21 protein-coding genes are annotated in these 22,913 nt (G+C 60.7%); 11 read left to right on the forward strand and 10 right to left on the reverse strand.

What is annotated here, in order from left to right; genetic code table 11:
* Positions 1–45 precede the first annotated feature (45 nt).
* Genes NVV72_09030 through NVV72_09040 form a run of 3 tightly spaced genes read right to left on the reverse strand, consistent with a single transcriptional unit; the run spans position 46 to position 2,456 of the window.
* Entirely contained in the window at positions 46–534 is a 489-nt protein-coding gene (locus NVV72_09030; protein ID MCR6659473.1) for an MOSC domain-containing protein, read from the reverse strand.
* A 30-nt stretch (positions 535–564) separates the two neighbouring features.
* On the reverse strand, positions 565–1,212 hold the full coding sequence (locus tag NVV72_09035) for a response regulator (protein MCR6659474.1): 648 nt from the start codon (positions 1,210–1,212) through the stop codon (positions 565–567).
* Positions 1,209–2,456, reverse strand: coding sequence for a Tad domain-containing protein (locus NVV72_09040; GenBank protein MCR6659475.1), 1,248 nt, complete (start codon positions 2,454–2,456; stop codon positions 1,209–1,211). The genes NVV72_09035 and NVV72_09040 overlap by 4 nt, the downstream gene beginning before the upstream one ends.
* A gap of 223 nt (positions 2,457–2,679) precedes the next feature.
* Between NVV72_09040 and NVV72_09045 the strand changes: the two genes are divergently transcribed.
* From NVV72_09045 to NVV72_09055, 3 genes are all read left to right on the forward strand, one after another.
* Positions 2,680–5,487: an ATP-binding protein gene (locus tag NVV72_09045; protein MCR6659476.1), complete on the forward strand. Its 2,808-nt coding sequence runs from the start codon at positions 2,680–2,682 to the stop codon at positions 5,485–5,487.
* On the forward strand, positions 5,427–6,149 hold the full coding sequence (locus tag NVV72_09050) for an EAL domain-containing protein (GenBank protein MCR6659477.1): 723 nt from the start codon (positions 5,427–5,429) through the stop codon (positions 6,147–6,149). The genes NVV72_09045 and NVV72_09050 overlap by 61 nt, the downstream gene beginning before the upstream one ends.
* A gap of 67 nt (positions 6,150–6,216) precedes the next feature.
* On the forward strand, positions 6,217–8,250 hold the full coding sequence (locus NVV72_09055; protein MCR6659478.1) for a TonB-dependent receptor: 2,034 nt from the start codon (positions 6,217–6,219) through the stop codon (positions 8,248–8,250).
* Here NVV72_09055 and NVV72_09060 read toward each other — a convergent pair.
* Positions 8,247–9,179 (reverse strand): sugar phosphate isomerase/epimerase, encoded by a 933-nt coding sequence (locus tag NVV72_09060; protein MCR6659479.1) that lies wholly within the window; start codon positions 9,177–9,179, stop codon positions 8,247–8,249. The genes NVV72_09055 and NVV72_09060 overlap by 4 nt on opposite strands.
* A 138-nt stretch (positions 9,180–9,317) precedes the next feature.
* Here NVV72_09060 and NVV72_09065 point away from each other — a divergent pair, with 138 nt between their 5' ends.
* From NVV72_09065 to NVV72_09075, 3 genes are all read left to right on the forward strand, one after another.
* A complete protein-coding gene (locus NVV72_09065; protein MCR6659480.1) occupies positions 9,318–9,524 on the forward strand; it encodes a hypothetical protein in 207 nt (68 codons plus the stop codon).
* Positions 9,525–9,570: 46 nt separating this feature from the next.
* On the forward strand, positions 9,571–11,493 hold the full coding sequence (locus NVV72_09070) for an exonuclease domain-containing protein (protein ID MCR6659481.1): 1,923 nt from the start codon (positions 9,571–9,573) through the stop codon (positions 11,491–11,493).
* A gap of 67 nt (positions 11,494–11,560) precedes the next feature.
* Positions 11,561–12,091 carry a cysteine hydrolase gene (locus NVV72_09075; GenBank protein MCR6659482.1) on the forward strand — a complete coding sequence of 177 codons (531 nt, stop codon included), beginning with the start codon at positions 11,561–11,563 and terminating at the stop codon, positions 12,089–12,091.
* Here NVV72_09075 and NVV72_09080 read toward each other — a convergent pair.
* Together NVV72_09080 and NVV72_09085 are read right to left on the reverse strand one after the other, a co-directional pair.
* Positions 12,088–12,318 carry a hypothetical protein gene (locus NVV72_09080; protein ID MCR6659483.1) on the reverse strand — a complete coding sequence of 77 codons (231 nt, stop codon included), beginning with the start codon at positions 12,316–12,318 and terminating at the stop codon, positions 12,088–12,090. The two genes, NVV72_09075 and NVV72_09080, sit on opposite strands and share 4 nt — an antisense overlap.
* Positions 12,319–12,684: 366 nt before the next feature.
* Entirely contained in the window at positions 12,685–12,972 is a 288-nt protein-coding gene (locus NVV72_09085; protein ID MCR6659484.1) for a hypothetical protein, read from the reverse strand.
* A gap of 286 nt (positions 12,973–13,258) precedes the next feature.
* Between NVV72_09085 and NVV72_09090 the strand changes: the two genes are divergently transcribed.
* Both NVV72_09090 and NVV72_09095 read left to right on the forward strand, forming a co-directional pair.
* Complete coding sequence (locus NVV72_09090) at positions 13,259–13,558, forward strand: antibiotic biosynthesis monooxygenase (GenBank protein MCR6659485.1); 300 nt, start codon at positions 13,259–13,261, stop codon at positions 13,556–13,558.
* Positions 13,559–13,565: 7 nt separating this feature from the next.
* Positions 13,566–13,862, forward strand: coding sequence for a hypothetical protein (locus tag NVV72_09095; GenBank protein MCR6659486.1), 297 nt, complete (start codon positions 13,566–13,568; stop codon positions 13,860–13,862).
* On the opposite strand, the gene NVV72_09100 is transcribed toward NVV72_09095, so the two are convergent.
* From NVV72_09100 to NVV72_09110, 3 genes are all read right to left on the reverse strand, one after another.
* Positions 13,859–14,185, reverse strand: coding sequence for a hypothetical protein (locus NVV72_09100; GenBank protein MCR6659487.1), 327 nt, complete (start codon positions 14,183–14,185; stop codon positions 13,859–13,861). The two genes, NVV72_09095 and NVV72_09100, sit on opposite strands and share 4 nt — an antisense overlap.
* Before the next feature lie 151 nt (positions 14,186–14,336).
* The gene (locus NVV72_09105) at positions 14,337–14,666 is read right to left on the reverse strand and encodes a RidA family protein (protein ID MCR6659488.1); all 330 of its coding nucleotides are present in this window, start codon (positions 14,664–14,666) and stop codon (positions 14,337–14,339) included.
* Positions 14,667–14,790: 124 nt separating this feature from the next.
* Complete coding sequence (locus NVV72_09110) at positions 14,791–17,601, reverse strand: TonB-dependent receptor (protein ID MCR6659489.1); 2,811 nt, start codon at positions 17,599–17,601, stop codon at positions 14,791–14,793.
* 259 nt (positions 17,602–17,860) lie between these two features.
* On the opposite strand from NVV72_09110, the gene agaR reads away from it, so the two are divergent.
* Positions 17,861–18,655 (forward strand): transcriptional repressor AgaR, encoded by a 795-nt coding sequence (agaR, locus tag NVV72_09115; GenBank protein MCR6659490.1) that lies wholly within the window; start codon positions 17,861–17,863, stop codon positions 18,653–18,655.
* Here agaR and NVV72_09120 read toward each other — a convergent pair.
* Positions 18,652–19,737, reverse strand: coding sequence for an amidohydrolase (locus NVV72_09120; protein MCR6659491.1), 1,086 nt, complete (start codon positions 19,735–19,737; stop codon positions 18,652–18,654). The genes agaR and NVV72_09120 overlap by 4 nt on opposite strands.
* Positions 19,738–19,873: 136 nt before the next feature.
* Here NVV72_09120 and NVV72_09125 point away from each other — a divergent pair, with 136 nt between their 5' ends.
* Both NVV72_09125 and NVV72_09130 read left to right on the forward strand, forming a co-directional pair.
* A complete protein-coding gene (locus NVV72_09125; protein ID MCR6659492.1) occupies positions 19,874–21,940 on the forward strand; it encodes an alpha-galactosidase in 2,067 nt (688 codons plus the stop codon).
* Positions 21,941–21,953: 13 nt separating this feature from the next.
* Complete coding sequence (locus tag NVV72_09130) at positions 21,954–22,862, forward strand: DMT family transporter (GenBank protein ID MCR6659493.1); 909 nt, start codon at positions 21,954–21,956, stop codon at positions 22,860–22,862.
* Positions 22,863–22,913: the final 51 nt, after the last annotated feature.

Genomic DNA, 22,913 nt, shown 5'->3' on the forward strand with positions numbered 1-22,913 from the left:
CATTCCCCGTGCCTCAGGGATGATTGCGCCGGTAACCGGAAATCGTCAAGCCACCGTCAGGGGATCGCCCAGGCGGACCATGCCGCCCTCAAGCACCCGCGCGGTAATGCCGCCATGACTGCGCACCGCGTTGTAACCGCCGGGGCCGAAGGTTTCCTCCATGCGTGAACAGGGGTGGCATTCGCCGGTCATTTCGAGCAGGGCCTCGCCGAGCCGGAATTGCCTGTCCTTCAGGGCCAGCAGATTGAGGCCGCGAATGACGATATTGCGCCGCAGTTGTTCGGGGGTCACGTCCTGGCTGAGATAGCTGGCAATGGCGGCGAGGTCCTCGCGCTGGATGAGCGTGACGTGGCGCGTACCGCGTTTCGGGTTGTTATAGTGGTCGCCGATGATGCCGGCCTGCGTATCCAGACCCACGCTATCCACCACCGTCATCGCGCCGCGCCGCTGCGGGCGCACGCCGATCCACTCCACCACGCCCGGCCGCATCTGGGCGTTCAGCAGGTCTGCCAGAGGGGATTTCGGATTGAACATGACGCAGACTATCCGGACGCTGATAAGACATCAATCCTTTGCGGATAGCTTTTCCGCTTCGCCCATATCGGCATGAACGCGCGTCAGGACCACCGAGGCCGTCGCGATACGGTTCAGGCTTTCGCTGATCTGGGGCGCGTCGCTGTGCGTTTCAATAACCTGCGCCGACGCCAGAATATCGTTGAGTGGGCCGGTGATTTTCTGGCGCGACAGGCGCAAGATTCGATCCTTGAGATCATTGACCTTCTGCAGTGCATCAAGCTGTCCGCGCACCTGGCCTTCGGCGCGGGCATTGCGCAGCACATAGGCCAGTTGATGCGACAGCAACCGCCAGTTCAGTGGCTTGACGACGAACGATGTGGCCCCCAGCGCAAAGGCGCGATCGACGGCCACCATGTCCTCGCGGCCGGTCACCACCACGATCGGCAGGTGCTTCAGTTGCTCGTCCCAGCGGATGCGTTCGATCAGTTCAAAACCATCCAGGCGCGGCATGTCGAGATCGACCAGGGCGATATCGATGCCGCCCTTTTGCAGGCGTTCCAACGCCACAAGGCCATCTTCCGCCACCTCGACCTCGACCGTCGGTGTCGCCAGGTGAACGATGGCGAATTCCCGCAGGATGGGATCATCGTCGGCCACCAGCACGCGGGCCGTCTCAAACTCGACAAAATGGGTCATGAGGATAACTTCGGTGCGGATTTCATCGGCCCTACGCCTTCGGGGACGGGCACGCCGGAATCGGTATAGTTGCTGTTGATGGTCAGGACAGGATTTTGTCTTAAGGTCAGGGTCTTGGCGACGATGACGCTCCAGGCGGAATCCTGCGCCACATTGCCCGGCGTATCGACAACCAGGTTGGCGTTGGGAATATAGATGGTGCCGAGCAACTGGCTGACATTGCCCGAGGCGATGCTGAAGGTGCCGAAATTGTCGCGCGAGGTGGCGATGAGGAAGCCGGCATTGGGGCCGCTCTTGCGCGCCGTCAGACGCACCGTGGCGTTCTTCGAGAAGTTGAACACATTGCCGACCCCGAAAACCAGCGACACATCGTCGCCACGCAGGGTGGAGTTGTCGGTCATGATCAGAGGGGCCAGGAAATAGTGATCGCCGGGCTGTAAAAAGAGTGTGCCATTGCCGATGACGGTGATCGGCAGGCAGTGCAGGCCGGGCGGCAGGCTCATGGTGCCGGAACCGAGCTGGATGGGTAGCAGGGGGCCTTTGAGCAGGTTGCACGGCGTCTTGCTGCCCAGGTCCATGGCGGCAAACGGATCATCTATGGGCAGGGCGCCGGAATGGCCGGCCGGCTCCACCGGACCGGAGACAGAGCCCACCGCCTGGGCGGCCTCGGCCTGGATTAGGGCGCTGCTGGCCACCCTGATATCGGCATTGGCGTGAACGGCGCAGCCGGTGGCGCGGATGCGCGCCTGGCCCTGCACCTGAATGCCGCCGCTCTTCGCCGTTTGCAGGATGCACAGGGGTACGCGCTGCACATTTTCAGCCGTGGCGGTGGCGGCCAGGGCCTGATCGCCGAAATTCATGAAGCCTATCAGCGGCTTGTGTTCGGCGGTTCCGGTGACCGTCACCGTACCGGCGCGCATGTCGACCGTTGCGGTGAAGGCGGGCGTCGTGGTCTTGCCGCCGGTGCCGCTGGTTTCGATCGATTGCCGAGCGACGGTTATGGCCGTCTGTATGACCTGGGTGGAACCGACCGTGGCAACCGCAAGCTGCCCCGCGCCGGCCAGGGCGCCGGTATCGGCGGCCGTCTGAAGGCCGGAGCGGGCGCTGGTCATGTCGGTGATCTCAATCACGCCGGTCACGGCCATCACCACGGGCACGGCCGAAAGGGCCGCGATGACACTGACATTGCCGCCGATTTGCCGGCAGGCCCAGGTCAGACAGGTTTGAAGTTTCAGCCGGCCCATGGATTTGTCCTTAGCCTAGACCATGGCAGTGAGATTTTAAGATTTGCTTATTAGACTTGGTTACGACGCAATGTAGATAAGACTACCGCAGGGGTTGAGCGCGCTTAAGCTCGTTTCGTTTTATGTATAGAGGGTGAATAAACGCGCAATGCCGGCAGATATCCAAAACAGTCGCAGTAAATCCTCTATTTCCACACGTTTAAACTGGCTGGTTATTGGATCGGTGCTGTTTTCCACCCTGCCGGTTGCCGGTCTGTTTGTCGTCCGCGAAACCACGCGCCAGGCCGAATCACGCTGGTCGGTGATGAAGACCGCGGCCGATGTCCTGGCCTCAAGCGCGGAAGACGCGGTCGCGGTCAATGACCGCAGCCGCGCCTATACAGCCCTGCGCGCCGTTACGCGCACGCCCGGCATCACCTATGCCCGCGTCGAGGCACATGATGGCTCGGCCCTGGCCGAAATGGGCGCCGGCGCCCGCCTGAAAAGCGACGTCACGCTTGATGCTGAAAATCGCCATCCCGATATCATGGCCCTGGTCTCTACACGCACCATCGAGGTTCATGCCCCGGTGATGAGCAGCGGCCACCAGATCGGACAGGTGGTCGTGGTCCACAAATCGGAGGATTTTGCCCGCACCCTGTTGCAGGCGCTGGCGGGGATTTTCGGACTGGCGACCATCGCCCTGGGCCTGGCGCTTTTCGTGGCGCGCCGCCTGCAAAAAGCGATGATCCGTCCCCTGACCGATTTGACCGGCTCCATCGAGGCCATCACCCGGCAGGGCGATTTTACCCGCCGGGTCGAGACGAAAAGCCGGGATGAACTGGGTGTTCTGGTCAATGGCTTCAATACCATGATCGACGCCATCCGGGTGCGCGACAAAAAGCTGGAAGCCCACCTGATCGGGCTGGAGCAGGAGGTCGAGGACCGCACAGCCGATTATCTGAAGGCGCGTGACGAGGCCCTTTCCGCCAATGCCGCCAAGTCCGATTTCCTCGCCACCATGAGCCACGAAATCCGTACGCCGATGAACGGTGTCATGGTCATGGCCGAACTGCTGGCCGCCGAAAGCCTGCCGGCGCGCGCCAAACGCCATGCCCGCACCATCGCCAGATCGGGCCGGTCACTGCTGGCGGTGATCAATGACATACTCGATTTTTCCAAGATCGAGGCCGGCAAGCTGGAGGTCGAAATCTGCGAGGTCGATATCCTTGATTGCGTCGATGACACCCTGGCCCTGTTTCAGGCGAAGGCGCGCGAAAAAGGCATCGAACTGGTGGCACACGCTCATCCGGAAGCGCCGCGCCTGGTGCCGGCCGATCCGGTCCGGCTGGGGCAGGTGGTATCGAACCTCGTTTCCAATGCCCTGAAATTTACCGAAAAAGGCCATGTGCTGGTGTCCATTGAGCCTGATAAAAAGCCCGGTTTCTGGCGCCTTGTGGTCAGGGATACCGGTATCGGCATTGCGCGCGACAAGCTGGGCGCGATCTTCTCCGCCTTCACCCAGGAAGACCAGACGACGACGCGGCGCTTCGGCGGCACCGGCCTGGGGCTGAGCATCTCCAAACGACTGGTCGAGGCCATGGGCGGCGCCATCGCCGTGACCAGCGAGCAGGGAAAAGGCACGCAGTTTCATGTGCGGATGCCGGCGCTGGACTATGCGTCACCCTGCGCGCCGCCGGTGATTCATGACCTGGTGCGGCCGGTCGTCAATGTCCATATCCGCGGCGATGTCGAAAACGAAGTCCTGGCCGAGCGGCTGAAAGAGGCGAATATCCGCTTCGGTCCGGACAGGCCGCGTCTGGTCCTGGCGGATGCCGCCAGCCGCGATCACCTGGATGTCAAACCGGAAACCCTGGTTCTGCTGGCCTATCCTGATGATGCCGATGCCGAACAGTGGGTGCGCGATGGCCGCGCCGCCGCTGTGCTTTCGCGGCCCCTGCGCCACCGCGATATCGATACCCTGATCGAACGCCTGCGCGATGGCGGCGATTTCGTGCTTTATGATACCGATGCTGATCCCGAAGGCGTCGATACCGCCTGGCCGCAGGCGCGCGTTTTGGTGGTCGATGACGGCGAGGTCAACCGCGAAGTCGCCATCGAGGCGCTGGCTCGCTTCGGCATTGCCGCGTCTGTTGCGGCCGATGGTGCCGATGCCCTGGAAAAGATGCAGGAGCAAGATTTCGACCTCGTGCTGATGGATGGTTCCATGCCGGTGATGGATGGTTTCGAGGCGACTCGGCAGTGGAGACTCCAGGAGGTAGACACGCATCTGCCGATTGTCGCCCTGACCGCCCATGTGGTTGGCCATGCCGCCCAGGCGTGGAAGGACGCCGGCATGGACGACGTGCTGCACAAGCCCTTCACCCTGCGCGATATGGCCGGCATATTGCGCACACACCTGCGGGAAGACCTGCGCACAGCCGCCCTGCCGCGCGTGGCCGAAATCGAGGTGCCGGCGCCCGTCCTGCCGGACGCGGATGGTGATCTGTTCGACACAGCGGTGATCACCGGACTGGTCGCAGGGTTGCACAATGGCCGGGGTGATTTCGTCCGCCGCGTCGTCGGGCTCTATCGCAGCCATGCGCCAGAAGCGGTGGCCACTGTGCAGGCCGCCCATACCGAGGGCGACGAAGACCGCCTGGCGCGCGCCGCCCACGCGCTGAAATCGATGAGCCTTAACATCGGCGCCAAAACCGTGGCCGGCGTGGCGGCGGGTATCGAACGCGCCATTCGGGTCGAGCACCGTGCCATCGCTTCCGATGAAATTGCCATGGCCGCGACCTGGGTGGAACGCACGCTCGCCGGACTGGAGCAGATGATCGGCGATGAGCCGGCCACGCCGGAAAACCCAAAAGCCGCTGCGAAACCCAAAAAGAAAAAAAGCCGCGCCGGTGGCGGCCGTGAAGACGGACCCGGAGGCCGCCACTGGTCCGCGAGATCGAGGCCGATATCGAGGCGGGCGCCTTCGAGATGGAATACCAGCCGATCTATGACCGGACCGGCGCTGAAGTCGTCAGCGCCGAGGCCCTGATGCGCTGGCGCCGCGGCGACCGCGCGCCCATCGGTCCGGCGGTGTTTATTCCGGTGGCCGAGCGTTCGGGCCTGATCACGCGGCTTGGCACCTTTGCCCGTAAGCGCGTGCTGGAAACTACCGCCGATTGGAATATCCCCGTGGCGATCAATGTATCGCCGATCGAACTCGACAAGCCGGGCTTCGTGGCCGGGGTGCGCGCCCTGCTCGACGAGACCAGTTTCGATCCGAAGCGCCTGGTGCTGGAAGTGACAGAAACCGCCTTCCTCGGTGATCCCGACCGCGTGCGGCAGTTATTCAACGACCTGCGCAGCCTTGGCATCAAGCTGGCGCTCGATGATTTCGGCGTCGGCTATTCGTCGCTGACGGCGCTCCATCGTTTCCCGTTCGACAAGATCAAGATCGACAGGGAATTCGTCATGGCGCTTGATGGCGAACCGCGCGCGGCCCTGGAGGCCCTGGCGATCATCCAGGCGGTCACCGGCATCGGTCGTGCCTTCGGAATGCGTGTGACGGCGGAAGGCATCGAGACCACCAGCCAGCACAGCCACCTGAAGGCGGCGGGTGTCCATACCATGCAGGGTTATCTGTTCGGCAAGGCCATGCCGGCGGAGACATTTGGACGGCTGATCAACACATCGCCCGTGCTGAAACGGGTCTGACGTTTTTAGCTGGATTTCTTATTTTATTCCCGCAAAAGAGTACCGGTGCTTTTGCGGGAGATGGATAGTGGCGGTTCGATATCTGGGGGTGAGCCTGCTGGCAATGGTGGCGGTGTCGGCCCATGCGGAGCCGCCGACCGAAGTCATCGTCCAAGGGCAGCGTTTCGCCCCCTATAGCGGGGACGCCGTCTTCAGCCGTGTTGATCTCGATGCCGATGACATCAAGCAGGGCGCCTCGCTTGACCAGGTTCTGAAACAATCGGCACAGGCATCCCTGTTCCGCCGTTCCTCCAGCCTGACCGCCAACCCGACCGTGCAGGGCATGAGCCTGCGCGCCATCGCGCCTTCCGGCGCCGGCCGGGCGCTGGTGACGCTCGACGGCATTCCACAGAATGATCCCTTTGGCGGCTGGGTCATCTGGGCCGGCATTCCTTCGGAAGGATTGGCCAGCGCCCATGTGGTGCGCGGCGCCGGCGGCGGCGCCTATGGCGCAGGGGCGCTGACCGGCGTTGTCGATCTGTCGCTTACGCCGCCGCAGGCTTTGCGGCCCTATGTCGAGGCGAGTGTCGATGACCAGGGCGGTGGCGCGCTTCAGGCCGGTTTCGCCATGGGGCAGCATGTCGGCGTCCATCTCACCGATCAGGCGCTCGAAGGCGATGTGCCGGTACGCGGCAGCCAGCGTGGCGCTGCAGATGTGGCCACCCATGGCCGCGACCGCAGCCTGTTGCTCAATGGTCAGTGGGCAGTGGCCGAGGGCGAGCTGTCACTGCTGGCCGGGGGCTATGACAGTGTGCGCGAGACCGGGCTGAAGGGGGCAACGGCGCGATCGAAAGGTGATCAGCTCAGCCTGGCCTGGACGCGCCAGCCGACCGATGAGGCGCTCGGTTATCGCCTGCAAATCTGGCACAGGGACTCAAACCTCGCCAATCGGTCAGTGTCGGTCCTGCCGGGCCGCAGCGGCACCTCACTGGCCAATGACCAGGTCAAGACGCCGGCCACCGGCAACGGCTTCAACGCCGCCATACGCCGCCAGACCTCCCACTCCGAATGGGAAATCGGCATCGATGCCCGTACCGGCGAAGGCGAGTCGCGTGAATATTACCGCTATATGTCCGGCGCGGCGACGCGCTATCGCGTTGCCGGCGGCGAGAATACACTGGCGGGAATCTATATGCTGGGCACATACGCCATCGACCGCTGGACCCTGACCGGTGCGGTGCGCATCGATGAATGGAAGACCTCCGGCGCCCATCGTTTCGAGCGCGACCTGACCACGGGCTTGCCGGTGCTCGATCTGGATCTGCCGTCGAAGCAACAGACGGTCGGTTCCGGTCGGCTGGGAGTGGCCTATCAGGTCACGCCTGCAAATGCCCTGCGCGCGGCTATCTACAGCGGCTTCCGCCCGCCCAGCCTGAACGAACTCTATCGGCCATTTCGCGTTGGCAATGATGTCACAGAGGCCAATGCCGATCTCAAGCCGGAAACCCTGACCGGGGCGGAAATCGGCTGGCGGCGCACCGGTCAGCGCCTGCATTTTGATGCGGGTATCTTCTCCAATGTGGTCAGCGATCCGATCACCAATGTCACGCTCGGTATCGGGCCAGGCACCTTCCCGATAGCCGGGTTCATCCCCGCTGGCGGCGCCTACCGCCAGCGCCGGAATGTCGGTGAAATCCGCGCCTATGGGCTGGAAGCGCAGGCGCAGTATACGGTCAGCGATGCCCTGGCGCTGAATGCCGCGCTCACGGTCACCCATGCCCGCGTCGGCCAGACGAACGTTACAGTCAACGGCAAACGGCCCGCCCAGGCACCGGCATACAGCGCCTCCATCGGTGCCGAAGGGCAGATGGCGCAGATCGGCTGGCGTGCCGACTGGCTGTTCGAGGGGCAAAGCTTCGAGGACGATCTCAACGCCCTGCCGCTGAAAGCCTACAGCAAGTTAAATCTGGCGCTCGACTATCCGTTTACCCCTCAGGTCAGCCTGGGCCTGCGCGTTGATAATGCGCTTGATGCGGCGATCCAGATTCAGCGCAGCAATGACGGCACGGTCAGTTTCGACAGCAGCCGGATGGTCACGCTGAACCTGACGTATCGGCGTTAAAGCGTGGCGATATAGGCGCGGCTTTCCTTGAGCGACTCGATCACCGGCTTGAGATAGGGCGGTTCCTGCTCGATGAAGTAGTTCTTCACGCCCAGTTCCCGCGCGGCGGCGAAGACCGGCTTCCAGTCAATCATGCCCTTGCCGATTTCGGTCGAACGGAAGCCGGCCGGGATAGTGGCATCCTTGATCATGTCCTTGACGTGCAGCAGGTCGAGGCGGTCGGCATATTTCTTCATCATGGCCACCGGATCGGCGCCGGCCACCGCTACCCAGCCGAGGTCGAGTTCGGCGCGCAATTGATCGGCCGGGGCGGCGGCCATCAGGATATCGTAACCGGTGTGGCCATTGCCGAGATCGGTGAATTCCATCGGGTGATTATGCCAGGCGAGTTTCAGGCCGGCCTTGTTGATGGCCGGCGCTATGGCTGCCAGGTGTTCGGCATTCATTTTCCACGCATCCAGAGTCATGGCCTTGATCATGCCGGTGATCCAGTCAGTGCCAGCGGGCAGGGGCGCGGGTGTCTTCGGTGACGAACAGACCAGCCATTCGGCGCCAAGCGCCAGGGCCTCGGCTATTTCCTTGTCGAGATTGTCGATCAGCTTTGGCATGTTGGAATGGGCGCTGCGGATTTTCAGCCCCGCCGCCTCGATCAGCGCCTTGTATTCGGCGGCGGTCTTGCCTTGCGTGCCGGCCGTCTCGACCACATCGTAACCGGCGTCTTTCAAGGCCTTGAGCGTGCCGGGGATGTCCTTCGCCAGTTCGGCATTGACGGTATAGAGCTGGACCCCGACCGGCCAGGTTTCCAGAACGCTTTTGGCCTTGGCTTCAGGTGCAGGCGTCTGTGCGGGTTTGCAGCCGGCGAGCGCGGCCATGCCGAGCGCACCAGCGCCGAACAGCGTATGACGGCGCGAGGGAATAAAATTCATCATGATATCTTCCAGCCTGTAAAAAGCACGGTCTGCGCCGCGATCACCGGCAGATAAGCACGAATTGTAATCGAATACAATCGCCGCGCTTGCGGCGTGCCCTTGTGGATTGTTTCTGGAACATATATAGAACTTGTGATCATGCCCCGCGAATTCATCACTCTGCCACCGCTCTATTACCGCGATCATTTCCGCGAAATGATCGGCTTTATCACATCCGTCTACGGCACAATGCTGGGCGCGGAAGAGCAGGCTTTCATCGCGCATTTCGAGTCGCTCGATGAGTGGGCGCAGTGCCTCTATATCCGCATGAGCAACCGCAAGAAGGCGGTCTTTTTCGCCGCGTGACCTGGCCTATCAGGAGATCGGCGACCTGTGGGGCGGGCTCGATCAGTTGCGTGCACACGGTTTTATCCGTGAAATCGACGCGCGCGACTATCGCGCCTGCCTGGACGACCGGCCGAAGCCGGACCTGATCGACCTGGCGCGCACTCACCAACTTGAGGTGAAGAGCGGCTGGAGCAAGCCGAAACTGGTCGGCTTCCTGCATGAACACCTGCCGTATGAACGCTTCTCCGCCGGTTTTCTGCGCTCGGATCATTTCGTGCCGGAACACAAGGAGACGCTGGGTTTCCTGCTCTATCTCTATTTCGGCAAACTCAGCGACAACATGACAAGCTTTGCCCTGCGTGACCTGGGTGTGGTGTCGGTGAAGGCGCGTGACAGTTACCAGGCGCGGTTCGAGACTCTGGAAGAGGCGCGGGCCGGGTATTTCTACACGCGGCAGCTCCGTGCCCTGAAGGACGGGGCTGATTTTCGCGGGCTGGCCGAAACGCTTGACGACTGGCCGATACCCCTGGTGGAACCCGCGGTCGGCCTGCGCGATACCCTGCTGCACCAGATCGGCCTGGCGTTTGAGAAGCAGAGGGATACTGCGGCGGCGTTGGCCGTCTATGCCCGGTCCGGCGCTTTCGAAAGTCACGAGCGCAGTGTGCGCCTGCTGTATAATATCGGTGCGGCCGAAGAGGCGAAGGGCCGGCTGGAAGCCATGCTGGAAAGCCCGGCGCATGACGAGGAATATATCTTCGCCAGCGATTTCTATGCCCGCAAGTTCGGTCAGCAGCGCACAGGCGTCTACACGCAATTGCTGCGTTCGGTGGAAACGATCGAGGTCGATGAGCTTTATCGCGGCGACGCTGAATTCGCCGCCATGCAGGTCTATGCCCGGCAGGGCTGGACGGCGCATCACACCGAAAACGGTCTGTGGCCGGTGCTGTTCGGGCTTATCTTCTGGGAGGAGCTGTTCGGCAGCGGCGCCGGATTTGCCTCCGAATTCGATCACCGCCCGCAAAGCCTGAAGGACAAGACCTTCCATATGCGCTTTGCCAGTGAGATCGCGGAAAAACTGGCGCGCGTGCGGTCCGGCACGGCGCTGAAAATGCTGCGCGAAACGATCCGGCAAAGACAGGGCGAACCCAATGGCCTGTTTTACTGGTTTGATGGCCTGGAGGCGTTGGTCACCTCGTTTTTGACCGCGGCACCACCCGAAGCCGTGGCGGCATTGCTGCAAAAAATGGCCGAAGATTTCCATGCCCTGCGCGATGGTTTCCCCGATCTGGTGCTGATGCGTGATGAACAGGTGCGCTTTGTCGAGATCAAGGGCGAAGGCGACCAAATTCGTCGTCATCAGTTGGCGCGGCTGAATTTGCTGCGCAGCATAGGCTTTGAGGCCGATATCTGCCGCGTGGCCTACCGCACCGATCCGGACCAGCTGTATGTCGTGGTCGATGTTGAAACCACCGGCGGGCGGCCGCCGAATGACCGGGTCACCGAAATCGGCGCGGTCAAGGTCAGGAATGGTGACATTATCGGCGAGTGGTCGTCCCTGATCAACCCGGAAAAGCGCATACCCCATTTCATCACCCAACTGACGGGGATCAGCAACGAGATGGTGCGCGATGCGCCGAAATTCGCCGATATCGCCGATGACTTCGCCGGTTTTATCGAGGGCGCCATTTTTGTGGCGCATAATGCGACATTCGATCATGGATTCATCGCCAGCGAGTTCCGCCGGATCGAACGACGCTTCCGTCACCCGAAGCTGTGTACCTGCGCGGCGATGCGCAAACACTATCCTGGCCAGGCGTCCTATGGCCTGGCAAACCTGTGCCGCGCCTTCGATATCGAGCTGCTAAACCACCACAGGGCGCTGGCCGATGCGCGGGCGGCGGCGGCCCTGCTGAACCTGGTGAACGAAAAGCGGTTGAAAATGCACCTGCCAGAGGCCAAAAATCGCAAAAATATCACAGTAGACTAAAAATACTGATCCACTCTGGCGTCAGATCCTTATAAACAGGCACTATAGTGCCGGCTTTGGAGGGAAGATGTCGGAAGAATTGCCGCAGGTGCTGATCGTGATCGATGTCCAGGAAGGCTTCATCACGCCGCATTCGCAGCATGTGATAACCCCGCTGGAAAACCTTCAGTATGAGTTCGATCATGTCGTTTTCACCCGGTTCTATAATCCGGAGCCTTCTCCGTTCCGGAAGATACTCGGTTATGACAAAATGCCGCCGAAAAGCCCGGAAACCGAACTGGCGCTTCTGCCGCGCGATGACGCCGTGGTCATCAGCCGGCCGATCTATAGCTGCGTTACCGAAACTCTGCTCGTTCGCCTGAAAACCTGGGGTGTGCGCGAGGTTTTTATCGCCGGTATCGCCACCGAAGCCTGTATTCTCAAAAGCGTGCTTGATCTGTTTGAGCTGAATATCCGGCCGTGGGTTTTGGAAGACCTGTGCGCCAGCGACAAGGGAGCGGAGTTCCACGACCCCGCCATCAAGCTTATGGCCAAGCTGATCGGACCGCAGCACATCATCAAGAGCAGCGGCCCGGAAGCCTCTGCCGGCCGCGTCTAGTCTTCACAATCCGCGACGTGGGCCGCGACGTGGTGCGGGAAAAGCTTGTTTTTCCCCATCCACAGGCCGCCGAGGATAGCCAGCACGCCTACCCCGGCCAGTCCGGCCAGGGCCAGGCTCGTTTTCGGAAGGTTGCGATAATTCTCCAAGAGACGCTCAGCTTTCATGCTCAGCGTGTCCCTGGCTGGAATGGCAGCGTAGGTGTTGGGGGCGTCGATATAGTCCATGGTGGCACCTCATTTCTGTCCGGCCGATCTAACCGCAAAAACCATCAGAAAGCACAGCGGAACCGTTTTCGCGGCATAAGGATTTGGTGAACAGCATACGCCCCGTTCTTGCGCGTATCTGTACGACGGCGGGATGCCCTACCATGTCACTTACGGCTTTTTTACGAAATGATCCGCCTTTCTGCTTTTTTCCTTATGGGCGATTTGAGATATTGAGAATGTCAAAGAGGCAAACTCAATGACAATAAAAAAGCCAGAGAGACGAAGCGTTTGACACATGTCAACCCATTCACCTCTCTGGTTTTTTATTGCGCGAACTGCAAGAAAAACGGCCCAACTTTCGGGCCCGTTTCCTGTTTGAGCGCATTAGTAGCTGCTGGGCGGATCACTGGCCGGAAAGCTGTCATCGATCATGGAATCGATCTGACCTTCATCAAGATTATCGCGCAATTTTTTATCGCGGCGCAATTGCGTGCGGTGGGGCGTGGTGCGGAAAAAGCCCGTCAGGAAGCCCGTTACAAAGGTCGTGACTATGTCGATCATTCCGGCCTTGTGGCTGGTGTCCATACCGAGCGCGGTCTTGGTCGCCTTGAGGCTGTCCGCCTCGCTGATGGCGTCCTCGCCGGTCTTGACCGGTGAGATGATTTTTTTCATCCGTGCCTTCCGGCGGGAAGGGGTCGTTTTGGCCCGACCCGCGCGCCACATCGGACGGGTGCGTGCCGTTGCCGGAATGGCGCCTCCGGGCGTCCGCGTTCTGATCGGTCCTGATATCGAAATCGGCCATGGAATCCTCCTGTGAAGGCTTAAGTTTAGGCGCAGGCGGATAAAGTCACGCTGGCGATCATCCCTTGTCAAAATAAGGCTGTAATAAGCATCTTGAGATCGGTCGCGCGGCGTGACATAGAAGCCGCACCGGACGCCAGACCGCCAAGGAACCGACATGATCACCGAAATCGCCACCCTGACCATCGATCCCGCCAGAGCCGCTGACTTTGAAGCCGCAGTGGCGGCTGCCGCGCCGCACTTCAAAAGCGCCGAAGGCTGTCACGGTATGTCGCTGGAAAAGGTGATCGAGACGCCGGGCCTGTATAATCTGCGCGTTCTGTGGGAAACGGTCGATCATCACATGGTCACCTTCCGCAACAGCGATAATTTCCAGCAATGGCGCGCGCTGGCCGGTCCCTTCTTTACCGAAGCGCCGAAAGTGGTGCATGGTGAAACCATTGGCCAATATTTCTGAGTTTGACATGACCGAACCGACAAAGCCCGCCCGCGAGACGCGCAAGTCACTGCTGACTCCGCTCGAATTCGCCCGTATCGCCGATCTGGCCTGGCGGACCGATCCGCGCGGGTCTCTGGCGCGTCAGATTTCCGAAGCGACCGGTGTGTCGGAAAGCTCGATCGAGCGCTGGCTGAAGGATGAGCGCCATCCGGCGCCGGCGGAACGCATAGCCGAAGCCCTGCGCCTGGCCGACAAGCGGATGCACGAAAACAGCGACTTCCTCTATAATGTCGCCATGACCCCGGCGAAAAATCCGAGCTAATTTCGCGGCAGGATTACCCGCAAGATCGTGGTGACGACCACGCCGAGGCTTAAGCCCGCGATCACGGTCAGGGCCACGTTCAGCAAATCATTGGTATCAGGCTGGGTTTCGGGAATGCCTTCCGAACCGCCGAGCGGGCGCCGGGCCTTCAGCGGGGCATTACGCGCTTCGGCGGCCTGCCATACGGCATCCGCGCGTGGCGTCCAGTCCCAGATGCCGGGGTACTCGCTTTCCGGCTCCAGAACGTTCGGATGAAACGGCGGCTGAAAAGGGGCATGTTTTGTTAAAGGGGTTTGCCGGGCGGGAACTGTGAGTTCTGTCATGACGGGCTCCTTATGCGGATCGTCACCATAACCCATCGGGCATAAAAATGGACATCACGCTTCCGGCACGGCCCATCAACAGCGCGTAAGCAAAAAAAGCGCGCGGCCAAAACCGCGCGCTTCAGATCCAATAATTAGGAAAGCGCTGCCGTCACGATGATTTCGACGCGGTATTCCGGCGCGGCCAGTTTGACCTCGCCGGTGGCGCGAGCGGGGGATTGGCCGGATCGACCCAGGCGTCCCAGACGGCGTTCATGGCGGCGAAATCGGCCATGTCGGCCAGCCAGATGGTGGCGGTAAGCAGGCGCGACTTGTTCGTACCGGCCTCGGCCAGCAGGGCGTCGATCTGGGCCAGCACGGCGGTGGTCTGTTCGGTGAGCGAGGTGCCGGGTTCGCCGACCTGGCCGGCCAGATAGACAATGCCGTTATGGATGACGGCCTGGCTCATGCGCTTGCCGGGTTCAAGTCTTTTGATGGTCATGTAAAGCTCCTTCTTGACCGCGAAGCCATGCCGGGGATTGGTGCGCCTGGCAACAGCCACAGACAAAAAAATGCCCGTCCGGTCATTCCGGACGGGCATTAAGTCATGGGAACGGTCAGCCAGTCTAGAAGCGGTAGCTCATGCCGAGCTTGTATGACGCGCCATAGCGGTAATAGCCCTGCGGCAGCAATGGATTGCCATTGATGCTGTAGGTATTGGCCTCGTCGAGCAGATTCTGGCCTTCCAGGGTGATGTCGAGATGCTCGTTGATCTTGTAGGAGGCGTGGGCCGTCACCCAGGTGATCGGGTCGGCCTGTTCGTTGTAACCGGCGCCAAGCACATTGGTGGCCGTGACGAAGCCGTCCGTGTGGTCGCCGGTCAGGCTGAGCGAGATCGGGCCGTGGTCATAGAAAAGACCAAGGGAGTAGACGGACGGCGCGATACCTTCGAGCGGACGCTCTTCGTCACCAACAAAGCTCGTGGACCAGTTGCGGGTATATTGCGCACGGACGCCCAGGCCGTTTTCCAGGAAGTGCTGGAGGCCGATTTCAATGCCGCTGACCTTGGCGTAGTCGCCATTGATCGGGCGGCTGACATTGAACAGATAGCCCGGCACGCCGATATCCTGTCCCGGCTCCCAGCTACTGGTGATCTGGTCCTTGATATGCTTGTGGAAGGCGGCAAAATTGAAGATCGAGTTCTTGCCGAAATACCATTCCAGAGAGGCGTCGACCTGATCGGCCGAATAGGGCCGCAGGTTGGCATTACCGCCGTAGATCTGGGTGAACTCGCCCCAGGAGACGCTTTCCGTGGTATTGGTCGGCGCCAGCATTTCAACCGACGGACGCGCCATGGTGCGGGCGGCGCCCAGGCGGAGGCGCAGGGTTTCGGTAATTCGGTAGTTGAGGTTGGCCGAGGGCAGCCAATAGGTATACTCGCTGTCCTGCGTCACCGAGGTCGGGTCGGCATAGACGGCGGTATAGTTGAAGGCACCGTTTTCGATGATGTCGAGGATCTTTGCATCCCACGCCTGGGCGGTCGTCTGGGTCTGCACCACGCGCAGGCCGACATTGCCGGTCCAGCGCTCGCCGGCGAGATTGGCCTGCACAAAACCGGACCAGGTCTTTTCTCCGACGCGATAGCTTTGCAGCGGGTTCCAGACCGGGGCGGCGTCGGCGTAAGTGTAGGGTTCACCATCCGGGCGCAGGTGGCCGTCATAGGCGGCGAGGGCCTGCTCATAGGCCGGCACGTCAAACGCCAGGAAAGTGCGCGGGAAGTTGCCGGGCACCTCGCTCATGAAGTTGGGCAGGGTGAAGCTGTGCGAAATCACATTGCTGCCGAGATCGCCGACATTGATCGCGCTGTCACCGGAATAGTAGTCGGCGCCGCCGGTCAGGGAGTTATTGATCAGATCGCGCGACTTCTTACGGTCGGTATAGGTGACACCGAATTGCAGGCTTTCAAGCCATCCCTTGCTGGCCGCCCACTGGCCGGCGAACGAGGCGCCGTTGATTTCATCGTCGATATTGTCGCCTTCCAGCGAGAAATAGTGGGTGTTGAAGTCGGAATCGGTGAAGGCACCGCTGGCCAGCCCGCTGGAAAGGTCACGGCCGTCGTCGAAATTGACGGTGACGCTGGGCACATAGGCGCCGGTTAGTTCTATATGGGCCGAATTGGGCTGGTTCATGCGCAGCACGACATAGCTGTCCTGGCCGCCGGAATGACGTGATGAGGTCGAGCGATAGACATCGCCGGTCAGGGTCAGGGTGTCGCTGACGCGCCACTCGGCATTGGCGCCGAACAGGTCGGTCTCAACAACGCGGTAAGAGGTCTGGTTGAGCAGTTCCGGATTGAGACGCATTTCCGGATCAGGATTGGTCATGTCGAAGCTGGTGACGATACCGTTCTCGATCACCATGTTGGACCAGCGGCCGGGCGCATACAGCGGATAGAAGGACTGCTGGTAACCGACCTGCGGGGAATCGAGTTTCGTCGTCAGGCCGTCCACCACCAGGCGGAAATTATCATTCGGCCGCCACTCCACCTTGGCGGTGAAGGCGCTGCGCTTCTTCTGCTCCAGGATGGAGCCGACGCGGAACTGGCCCGGACCGATAAGACCATACTCCTCCGGATCGAGCACGCCATTGTTGTTCGGGTCGATATTGCCGCCCCAGGCATTGCCCCACAGCCAGCTTTCGTCAGTGGGGTCGGGGTTGCGCGTCCAGCCGCCGTCATTGCCGGCCACGTCGGTGCGGTCATCGCGCTTTTCGAGGACGACGCCGAACAGGACGCCCAGCTTGTCATCGGCGAAGGTGTTGCTGTAGACGCCGGAAAGCTTTTGCCCGTCGAGTTCGGACATCTGGTTGCGGTCACCTTCGAGACGCAGGATGCCGTGCTGTCCGCGCTTGTCGAACGGGCTTGCCGAGCGCAGGTTGATCAGGCCGCCGATGGCGCCTTCGGTAAGGGAGGCTTCGGCGCCCTTGATGACATCTGCGCCGCTGATGACATCGGAGGGCAGGACGTCATAGGCGAAGTCGCGGCCGGCGCCGTCCGTGGCGGGGATGCGGCCATTAAAGGTGGAGAGCGTGTATTCCGGCCCGAGGCCGCGAACGCTGACCTTCTGGCCTTCGCCGCCGGCCGTGCGTGAAATCGAAACACCGGTAATATGGCTGAGCGAGTCAGCGACGTTATCGTCAGGGAACATGCCGAGTTCGAGGGCGCTGATCGAATCCTGCACGGTGGTGGCATCCCGCTTCAGCTTGACGGCGCGCGCGACGCTGGCGCGGACGCCGACAACAATGACTTCCTGCGGTGCCTCGGTGGTGGCCGGGTCGGCAGCCGGGGTTTCCTGGGCGCTGACGTGGGGCGCTGTCGCCAGCGCGATCAGTGCGGCGCCCGAAGCAAGCCATTTGCGTTTCATTCCTATGGTCGGCATTTTTAGTCTCCATATATAATGGCGCGTGGCAGCGCTCATTCCCTTATGTTGCGATTTATGTACGCTTTTGTTCTTATGTCTACATTATCTTTCGTTTTATATGTCAATCGCAACAAAAAAGAAGCAAATTTGACACATATTTGATCAGGCTGCCCGGTTTTGCCAGCCTGAAACCGATTGCCGATGTTGAATTCCGGACAGGTTTGAGGGATAAGCGGCATATCGAAACGAAACCTGTGAGTCCGGGGACCGAAACAAAATGGCCGAAGGTGCGGTAAAACTGACGCGCGATACCTCAGAGCGCCGGCGCGAGATCACCGCTATGCTCAAATCAAGGGGCAGCGTGCAGGTCGTGGCCCTGTCGGAACAGTTTGGCGTCTCCATGCAGACCATTCGCAAGGATTTGCATTATCTGGAAGAGCACGGCATCGCCACGCGCGCCTATGGCGGCGCCATTTCCTCGGAAGTGGTGACGGTCAATGCCGAGCCGCCGATCGAGGCCAAGCGCACCAGCCACCCGGAAGAAAAGGAACGCATCGGGCGGCTGGCGGCCTCCATGGTGCAGCCGGGCGATTCGATCATGCTCGATTCGGGCACCACGGCGCTCCAGATCGCCCGTTTTCTGCCGGATGACGAGGATGTCACGGTCGTCACCAATGATTTCGAGGTGCTGTCGGCCCTGGCGCAAAAACGAAAGATAAAGATCGTCATGCTGGGCGGCGAGTTGCGCCGCAAGAACATGGCCTTTTATGGTGCCCAGACCGTGGCGGCGCTCGATGACCTGTTGCTCGACAAGCTGTTCCTCGGCGTCGATGGCTTCGATGTCGAGCGCGGCATCACCACGCACCATGAACCGGAAGCGCAACTGAACCGCAAGATGGTCGAGACGGCGCGGCAGGTGATCGCCATCACCGACTCATCGAAGTTCGGCAAGGTTTGCCTGCATCGCATCATCGACATCAGTGAAATCGATACCCTGATCACCGACGCCGACGCGCCCGACTTCATTCGGGACGCCGCCGATCGCCTCGGTTTCAAGCTGCATCTGGCCTAATTCGGATTTGAATATTCGCGCTCGGCATTGGTGTAGTAAATCTTGTCAATGACGCTTTTCGGCAGGGCCAGGCCCTTGGCGTCGGCGTGGATGTCGTTGACGTGCTGGGTTCCGTTGGTCGCCAGATAGGTCCAGTCCGACAGCCAGTAGTCATGCGCCACCTGCTTGAATTCCGCCGGGTCTTCCCCCGGATTGAGCGTCAGGTCGGTGCCGTACAGGATGCGGTCCTGATATTTGATGAAGAAGGTTCGCACCTTGTCGTAATCCTGCACGGACTGAGCTTGGATCTGCGTAATGCGCGCCGCCAGTTCGATATTGGCGTTGGGATAGGCGTCGAGGAACTTCGCGGCCTCATCGACGCTCCATTCCAGACTGGCGAAATGCGCGCCGACGAATTTCAGATCGGGATGGCGGGCCACGAAGCGGTCGCGCGTCGCCATCAGCGCTTCGTAGCGCGGCATTTCCGGATGCAGGTACATGTAATATTCCGGATGCGCCTTGAAGTAGGAGCGGTCATTGTCGGTGCTCATCTCGTCCATCGGCAGCCAGCAGTTTTTCGGCTCGCCTTGGTGATTTATCAGCACCTTGCCGGCGGTGATGATGTGCGCCACCACCGGATCGAAGCGCGGATCGTCGATAAAGATCAACTGTCCCTTTTCATCGCGCTCGATCAGGCCGACATTCTTCCAGATCTTGACCGCCACGGCGCCCTGTTTGAATTCGGAATCGAGCCAGGCATTGGTCTTTTCTGCCCAGCCCGGCGCGGTAAAGCCCTTCATGGTGAAGGCGGTGGCGAAATGGAAATGCGCCGGATCGCCCGAGTGGAAATGATGCGCCACGGCAGCCTGGTCGGTGAGGGTCGGAAATTCCGGATAATCGACATTGATGCTCAAGAGCTCGAAGCCATCGGCCTTCGCCTGATCGACAAAGGCCGGATCGGTGACATTGACATGGACGTGGGAGTCGAACTTTTTCACCCTGGTGAAATCGGCCACCGTATAGCCCGGATCGGCGGCGCAGGCGCCTGTGGCGAGCAATGAAGCCGTGGTGAGAAGGCTCAAAAACAGGCGGCGTCTGGTCATATTCCGGCTCCCAAATTTTGAAAAGAAAGAAAACGAAATTTAATGTTGCGTTTTCATGTCTTTTTGTTTGCCTTTTTAATTTGACTTATGCAAGATCAAAAATGAACCATGCGCAACAGCGGGGAGGTAGTCGACCATGATAACGCAGAACATGACCAGCCGGCGCGGTATGCTCAAGCTGCTGTCGGGCACAGTTATGGCTTCGGGGCTTATGGCCACGGCCGGCCGCGCGCAAAGCGCTTCAGTGGCGACCGTTTCTGATGCCGCCATCGCCATAGATTTCGATCTTGGCCTGAATAGCCGCATCATTGCCCGGCAGAACGGCAAGGCGGTCGAACTGACCGACTTCGCGCCATCGGAAACGGTGACCCTGGCAGACAGTAAGGTGATCGATCGCTTCACTTTCGCCGATAAAAACCAAAAACCGATCAATGGTATTCACGGCAAGGGCATTCTGTACGCCGTGCGCGGCGTGTCCTCGGATGGGCTGGAAAAGACGATCGAGATCGCGCTTTATGATCGCTATCCAGGCTTCGCTGTCACCAAGGTCACCTATCGCAATAAAGGTCCGGCCGATCTCGAAATCGCCGCCTGGACCTCGCACAGCCACATGCTGAAAGGCACCGCCTTCTGGTCCTTCTCCGGTTCGTCGCATGACGACCGCCGCGACTGGGTGCAGCCGGTCAAGGCCGGTTTCGACCAGCCGAACTTCATGGGCATGAATGCCTCCGACTATGGCAGCGGTACGCCGATCGTCGATGTCTGGCGGCCCGATGCCGGTCTGGCCGTCGGTCATATCGAAACGGCGCCGAAGCTGATCTCCCTGCCACTGATCGCCACGGCGGCCGGTGCGGGCGTGGGCATTCGGTATGAGCACGCAACAACCCTGAAAGCCGGCGACAGCCTGACCACGCTCGATACCTTTGTCAGCGTCCACCAGCGCGACCACTATGCCACGCTCGATACCTACCGCCGGGTGATGGCCGACCGCGGCCTGGCGGCGCCGAAACCGCCGGCGGAATCCTACGAACCCGTCTGGTGCGCCTGGGGCTATCAGCGTAATTTCACCGTCGAGGAAATCGAGAGCACATTTGCCAAGGCCAAGGATGTCGGACTGGATTGGGCCGTGCTCGATGACGGCTGGCAGACCTCCGAGGGCGACTGGTATCTCGATACGAAAAAGTTCCCGCGCAAGGACGAAGATATGATCGCTTTCGTCCAGTCGATCAAAAAAGCGGGTTTGCGGCCGCGTCTGTGGCTGGCGCCTTTGGCGGTCGATCCGGGCACAGACCTGTTGCACGATCACACCGACATGCTGCTGCTCAATCAGGATGGCGCGGTGCAGAATGTCACCTGGTGGAACGCCTTTTATCTCTGCCCGGCCTACCAGCCGACGCGTGAATATTACCGCCAGCTTATCCGGAAAATCATCGGCGAGTGGGGCTTCGAGGGCCTGAAACTCGACGGCCAGCACATGAATGGCGTAGCGCCCTGTTATAATCCGTCGCACAACCATGCCAAACCGGAAGACTCGGTCGAGCACCTCCAGGATTTCTGGAAGCTGATCTATGACACGGCGCGCGAGATCAATCCGAATGCCGTGGTTGAATTTTGTCCGTGCGGCACGTCCTACGCCTTCCATAACCTGCCCTATACCAATCATGTGCCGGCCTCCGATCCGCTCAGTTCGTGGCAGGTGCGCCTGAAGGGCAAGTCGCTGAAAGCCCTGATGGGGCGGGATGCCGCCTATGCCGGAGACCATGTCGAGCTTTCCGATGGCGGTGACGATTTCGCCTCGACCGTCGGGATTGGCGGCATCGTTTCGACCAAGTTCACCTGGCCGGGACCGGGCCACGAGAAGGGTGAGAACTTCCAGTTGACGCCGGAACGCGAAGTGATGTGGCGCAAATGGGTGGGGCTCTACAAAAAGCACATGCTTTCCACTGGCCAGTACCGGGGCGAGCTCTACGATATCGGTTTCGATAAGCCGGAAGCCCATGCGGTCGAAAAGGACGGCAGGCTCTATTACGCCTTCTATGCCGACAAATGGGATGGCGAGGTGGAACTGCGCGGATTGACGAAGAAACGTTACCGCCTGCGCGACTATTTCAACGACGCCTCGCTCGGCGATATCACGCCGGCCAAAAACCGCATTCCGGCAAAATTCGAGCGCTTCCTGCTGATCGAAGCCACGCCGGTTTAAAAGGGGGAATGACATGAATGAACCGATGCCGGAAGGCACACCTGGGGCGGCGACGGGCAAGCGCTGGCTGATTTTCGCGCTTGCCGTTGTGGCTCTTTGGGGCGTCTGGGGCGCCTTTACCGGCCTCTCGGCGCAGAAGGGCTTCCCCGAAACCCTGACCTATTGCGTTTGGGCGCTGACCATGATCGTGCCGGCGCTGTTTGTGCTGGCCAAGGCCGGCTGGAAACTCGACCGCGATCCAAGATCCATCCTCTATGGCCTGATCATCGGTCTGCTCGGCGCCGGCGGGCAGATGGTGCTGTTCTATACGGTTAATACCGGCCCGGCCTATCTGATTTTTCCGGTCATTTCGCTGTCACCCCTGGTCACCATCCTGATGTCGGCGGCTTTCCTGAAAGAGCGCACGACGAAGCTCGGCCTGCTTGGCGTGGTGCTGGCCCTGGTGGCGCTGCCGATGTTCGATTTCTCGCCGGACAAGGGCTTCTCCTTCATGAATGGCGGGGTGTGGTTTCCGCTCGCCCTGGTCATTATGGCGTGCTGGGGCGTCCAGGCCTATTTCATGAAGCTCTCCAACAACTCGATGAGCGCCGAGAGTATCTTTTTTTACATGATGGTGACCGGCCTGATGCTGGTGCCGGTGGCGTTGATGATGACCGACTTCTCCAAACCGATTAACTGGGGGCTGGACGGGCCGTATCTCGCTGCCGCCATCCAGGTTCTGAACGCCATCGGCGCCCTGTGCCTGGTCTATGCCTTCCGCCATGGCAAGGCGATCGTGGTGGCGCCGCTGACCAATGCCGGCGGACCGCTGGTGACGGCGGTGATTTCGCTGGTCGTGGCCAATGCCATTCCCGGTGAACTGAAGATCGTCGGCCTGGTTCTGGCGGTGATCGCCTCGGCCCTGCTGGCCCTGGCCGCCTGACCCTGTTCTGTCTCAACTCTGGCCGGTCCTGATTTTTCCCGCGGGATCGGC

Origin of the sequence: Asticcacaulis sp. (genome assembly GCA_024707255.1) — a bacterium.
In the GTDB taxonomy this organism is placed as follows: domain Bacteria; phylum Pseudomonadota; class Alphaproteobacteria; order Caulobacterales; family Caulobacteraceae; genus Asticcacaulis.

Bases quoted from the DNA above. Each gene is read 5' to 3' on its own strand.
- agaR (MCR6659490.1), top strand. From the start codon at position 17,861: ATGGCCGAAGGTGCGGTAAAACTGACGCGCGATACCTCAGAGCGCCGG.
- NVV72_09125 (MCR6659492.1), top strand. From the start codon at position 19,874: ATGATAACGCAGAACATGACCAGCCGGCGCGGTATGCTCAAGCTGCTG.
- NVV72_09035 (MCR6659474.1), bottom strand. From the start codon at position 1,212: ATGACCCATTTTGTCGAGTTTGAGACGGCCCGCGTGCTGGTGGCCGAC.
- NVV72_09090 (MCR6659485.1), top strand. From the start codon at position 13,259: ATGATCACCGAAATCGCCACCCTGACCATCGATCCCGCCAGAGCCGCT.
- NVV72_09060 (MCR6659479.1), bottom strand. From the start codon at position 9,179: ATGATGAATTTTATTCCCTCGCGCCGTCATACGCTGTTCGGCGCTGGT.
- NVV72_09040 (MCR6659475.1), bottom strand. From the start codon at position 2,456: ATGGGCCGGCTGAAACTTCAAACCTGTCTGACCTGGGCCTGCCGGCAA.
- NVV72_09110 (MCR6659489.1), bottom strand. From the start codon at position 17,601: ATGCCGACCATAGGAATGAAACGCAAATGGCTTGCTTCGGGCGCCGCA.
- NVV72_09130 (MCR6659493.1), top strand. From the start codon at position 21,954: ATGAATGAACCGATGCCGGAAGGCACACCTGGGGCGGCGACGGGCAAG.
- NVV72_09095 (MCR6659486.1), top strand. From the start codon at position 13,566: ATGACCGAACCGACAAAGCCCGCCCGCGAGACGCGCAAGTCACTGCTG.
- NVV72_09050 (MCR6659477.1), top strand. From the start codon at position 5,427: ATGGAATACCAGCCGATCTATGACCGGACCGGCGCTGAAGTCGTCAGC.
- NVV72_09080 (MCR6659483.1), bottom strand. From the start codon at position 12,318: ATGGACTATATCGACGCCCCCAACACCTACGCTGCCATTCCAGCCAGG.
- NVV72_09065 (MCR6659480.1), top strand. From the start codon at position 9,318: ATGCCCCGCGAATTCATCACTCTGCCACCGCTCTATTACCGCGATCAT.
- NVV72_09120 (MCR6659491.1), bottom strand. From the start codon at position 19,737: ATGACCAGACGCCGCCTGTTTTTGAGCCTTCTCACCACGGCTTCATTG.
- NVV72_09075 (MCR6659482.1), top strand. From the start codon at position 11,561: ATGTCGGAAGAATTGCCGCAGGTGCTGATCGTGATCGATGTCCAGGAA.
- NVV72_09105 (MCR6659488.1), bottom strand. From the start codon at position 14,666: ATGACCATCAAAAGACTTGAACCCGGCAAGCGCATGAGCCAGGCCGTC.
- NVV72_09100 (MCR6659487.1), bottom strand. From the start codon at position 14,185: ATGACAGAACTCACAGTTCCCGCCCGGCAAACCCCTTTAACAAAACAT.
- NVV72_09085 (MCR6659484.1), bottom strand. From the start codon at position 12,972: ATGAAAAAAATCATCTCACCGGTCAAGACCGGCGAGGACGCCATCAGC.
- NVV72_09030 (MCR6659473.1), bottom strand. From the start codon at position 534: ATGTTCAATCCGAAATCCCCTCTGGCAGACCTGCTGAACGCCCAGATG.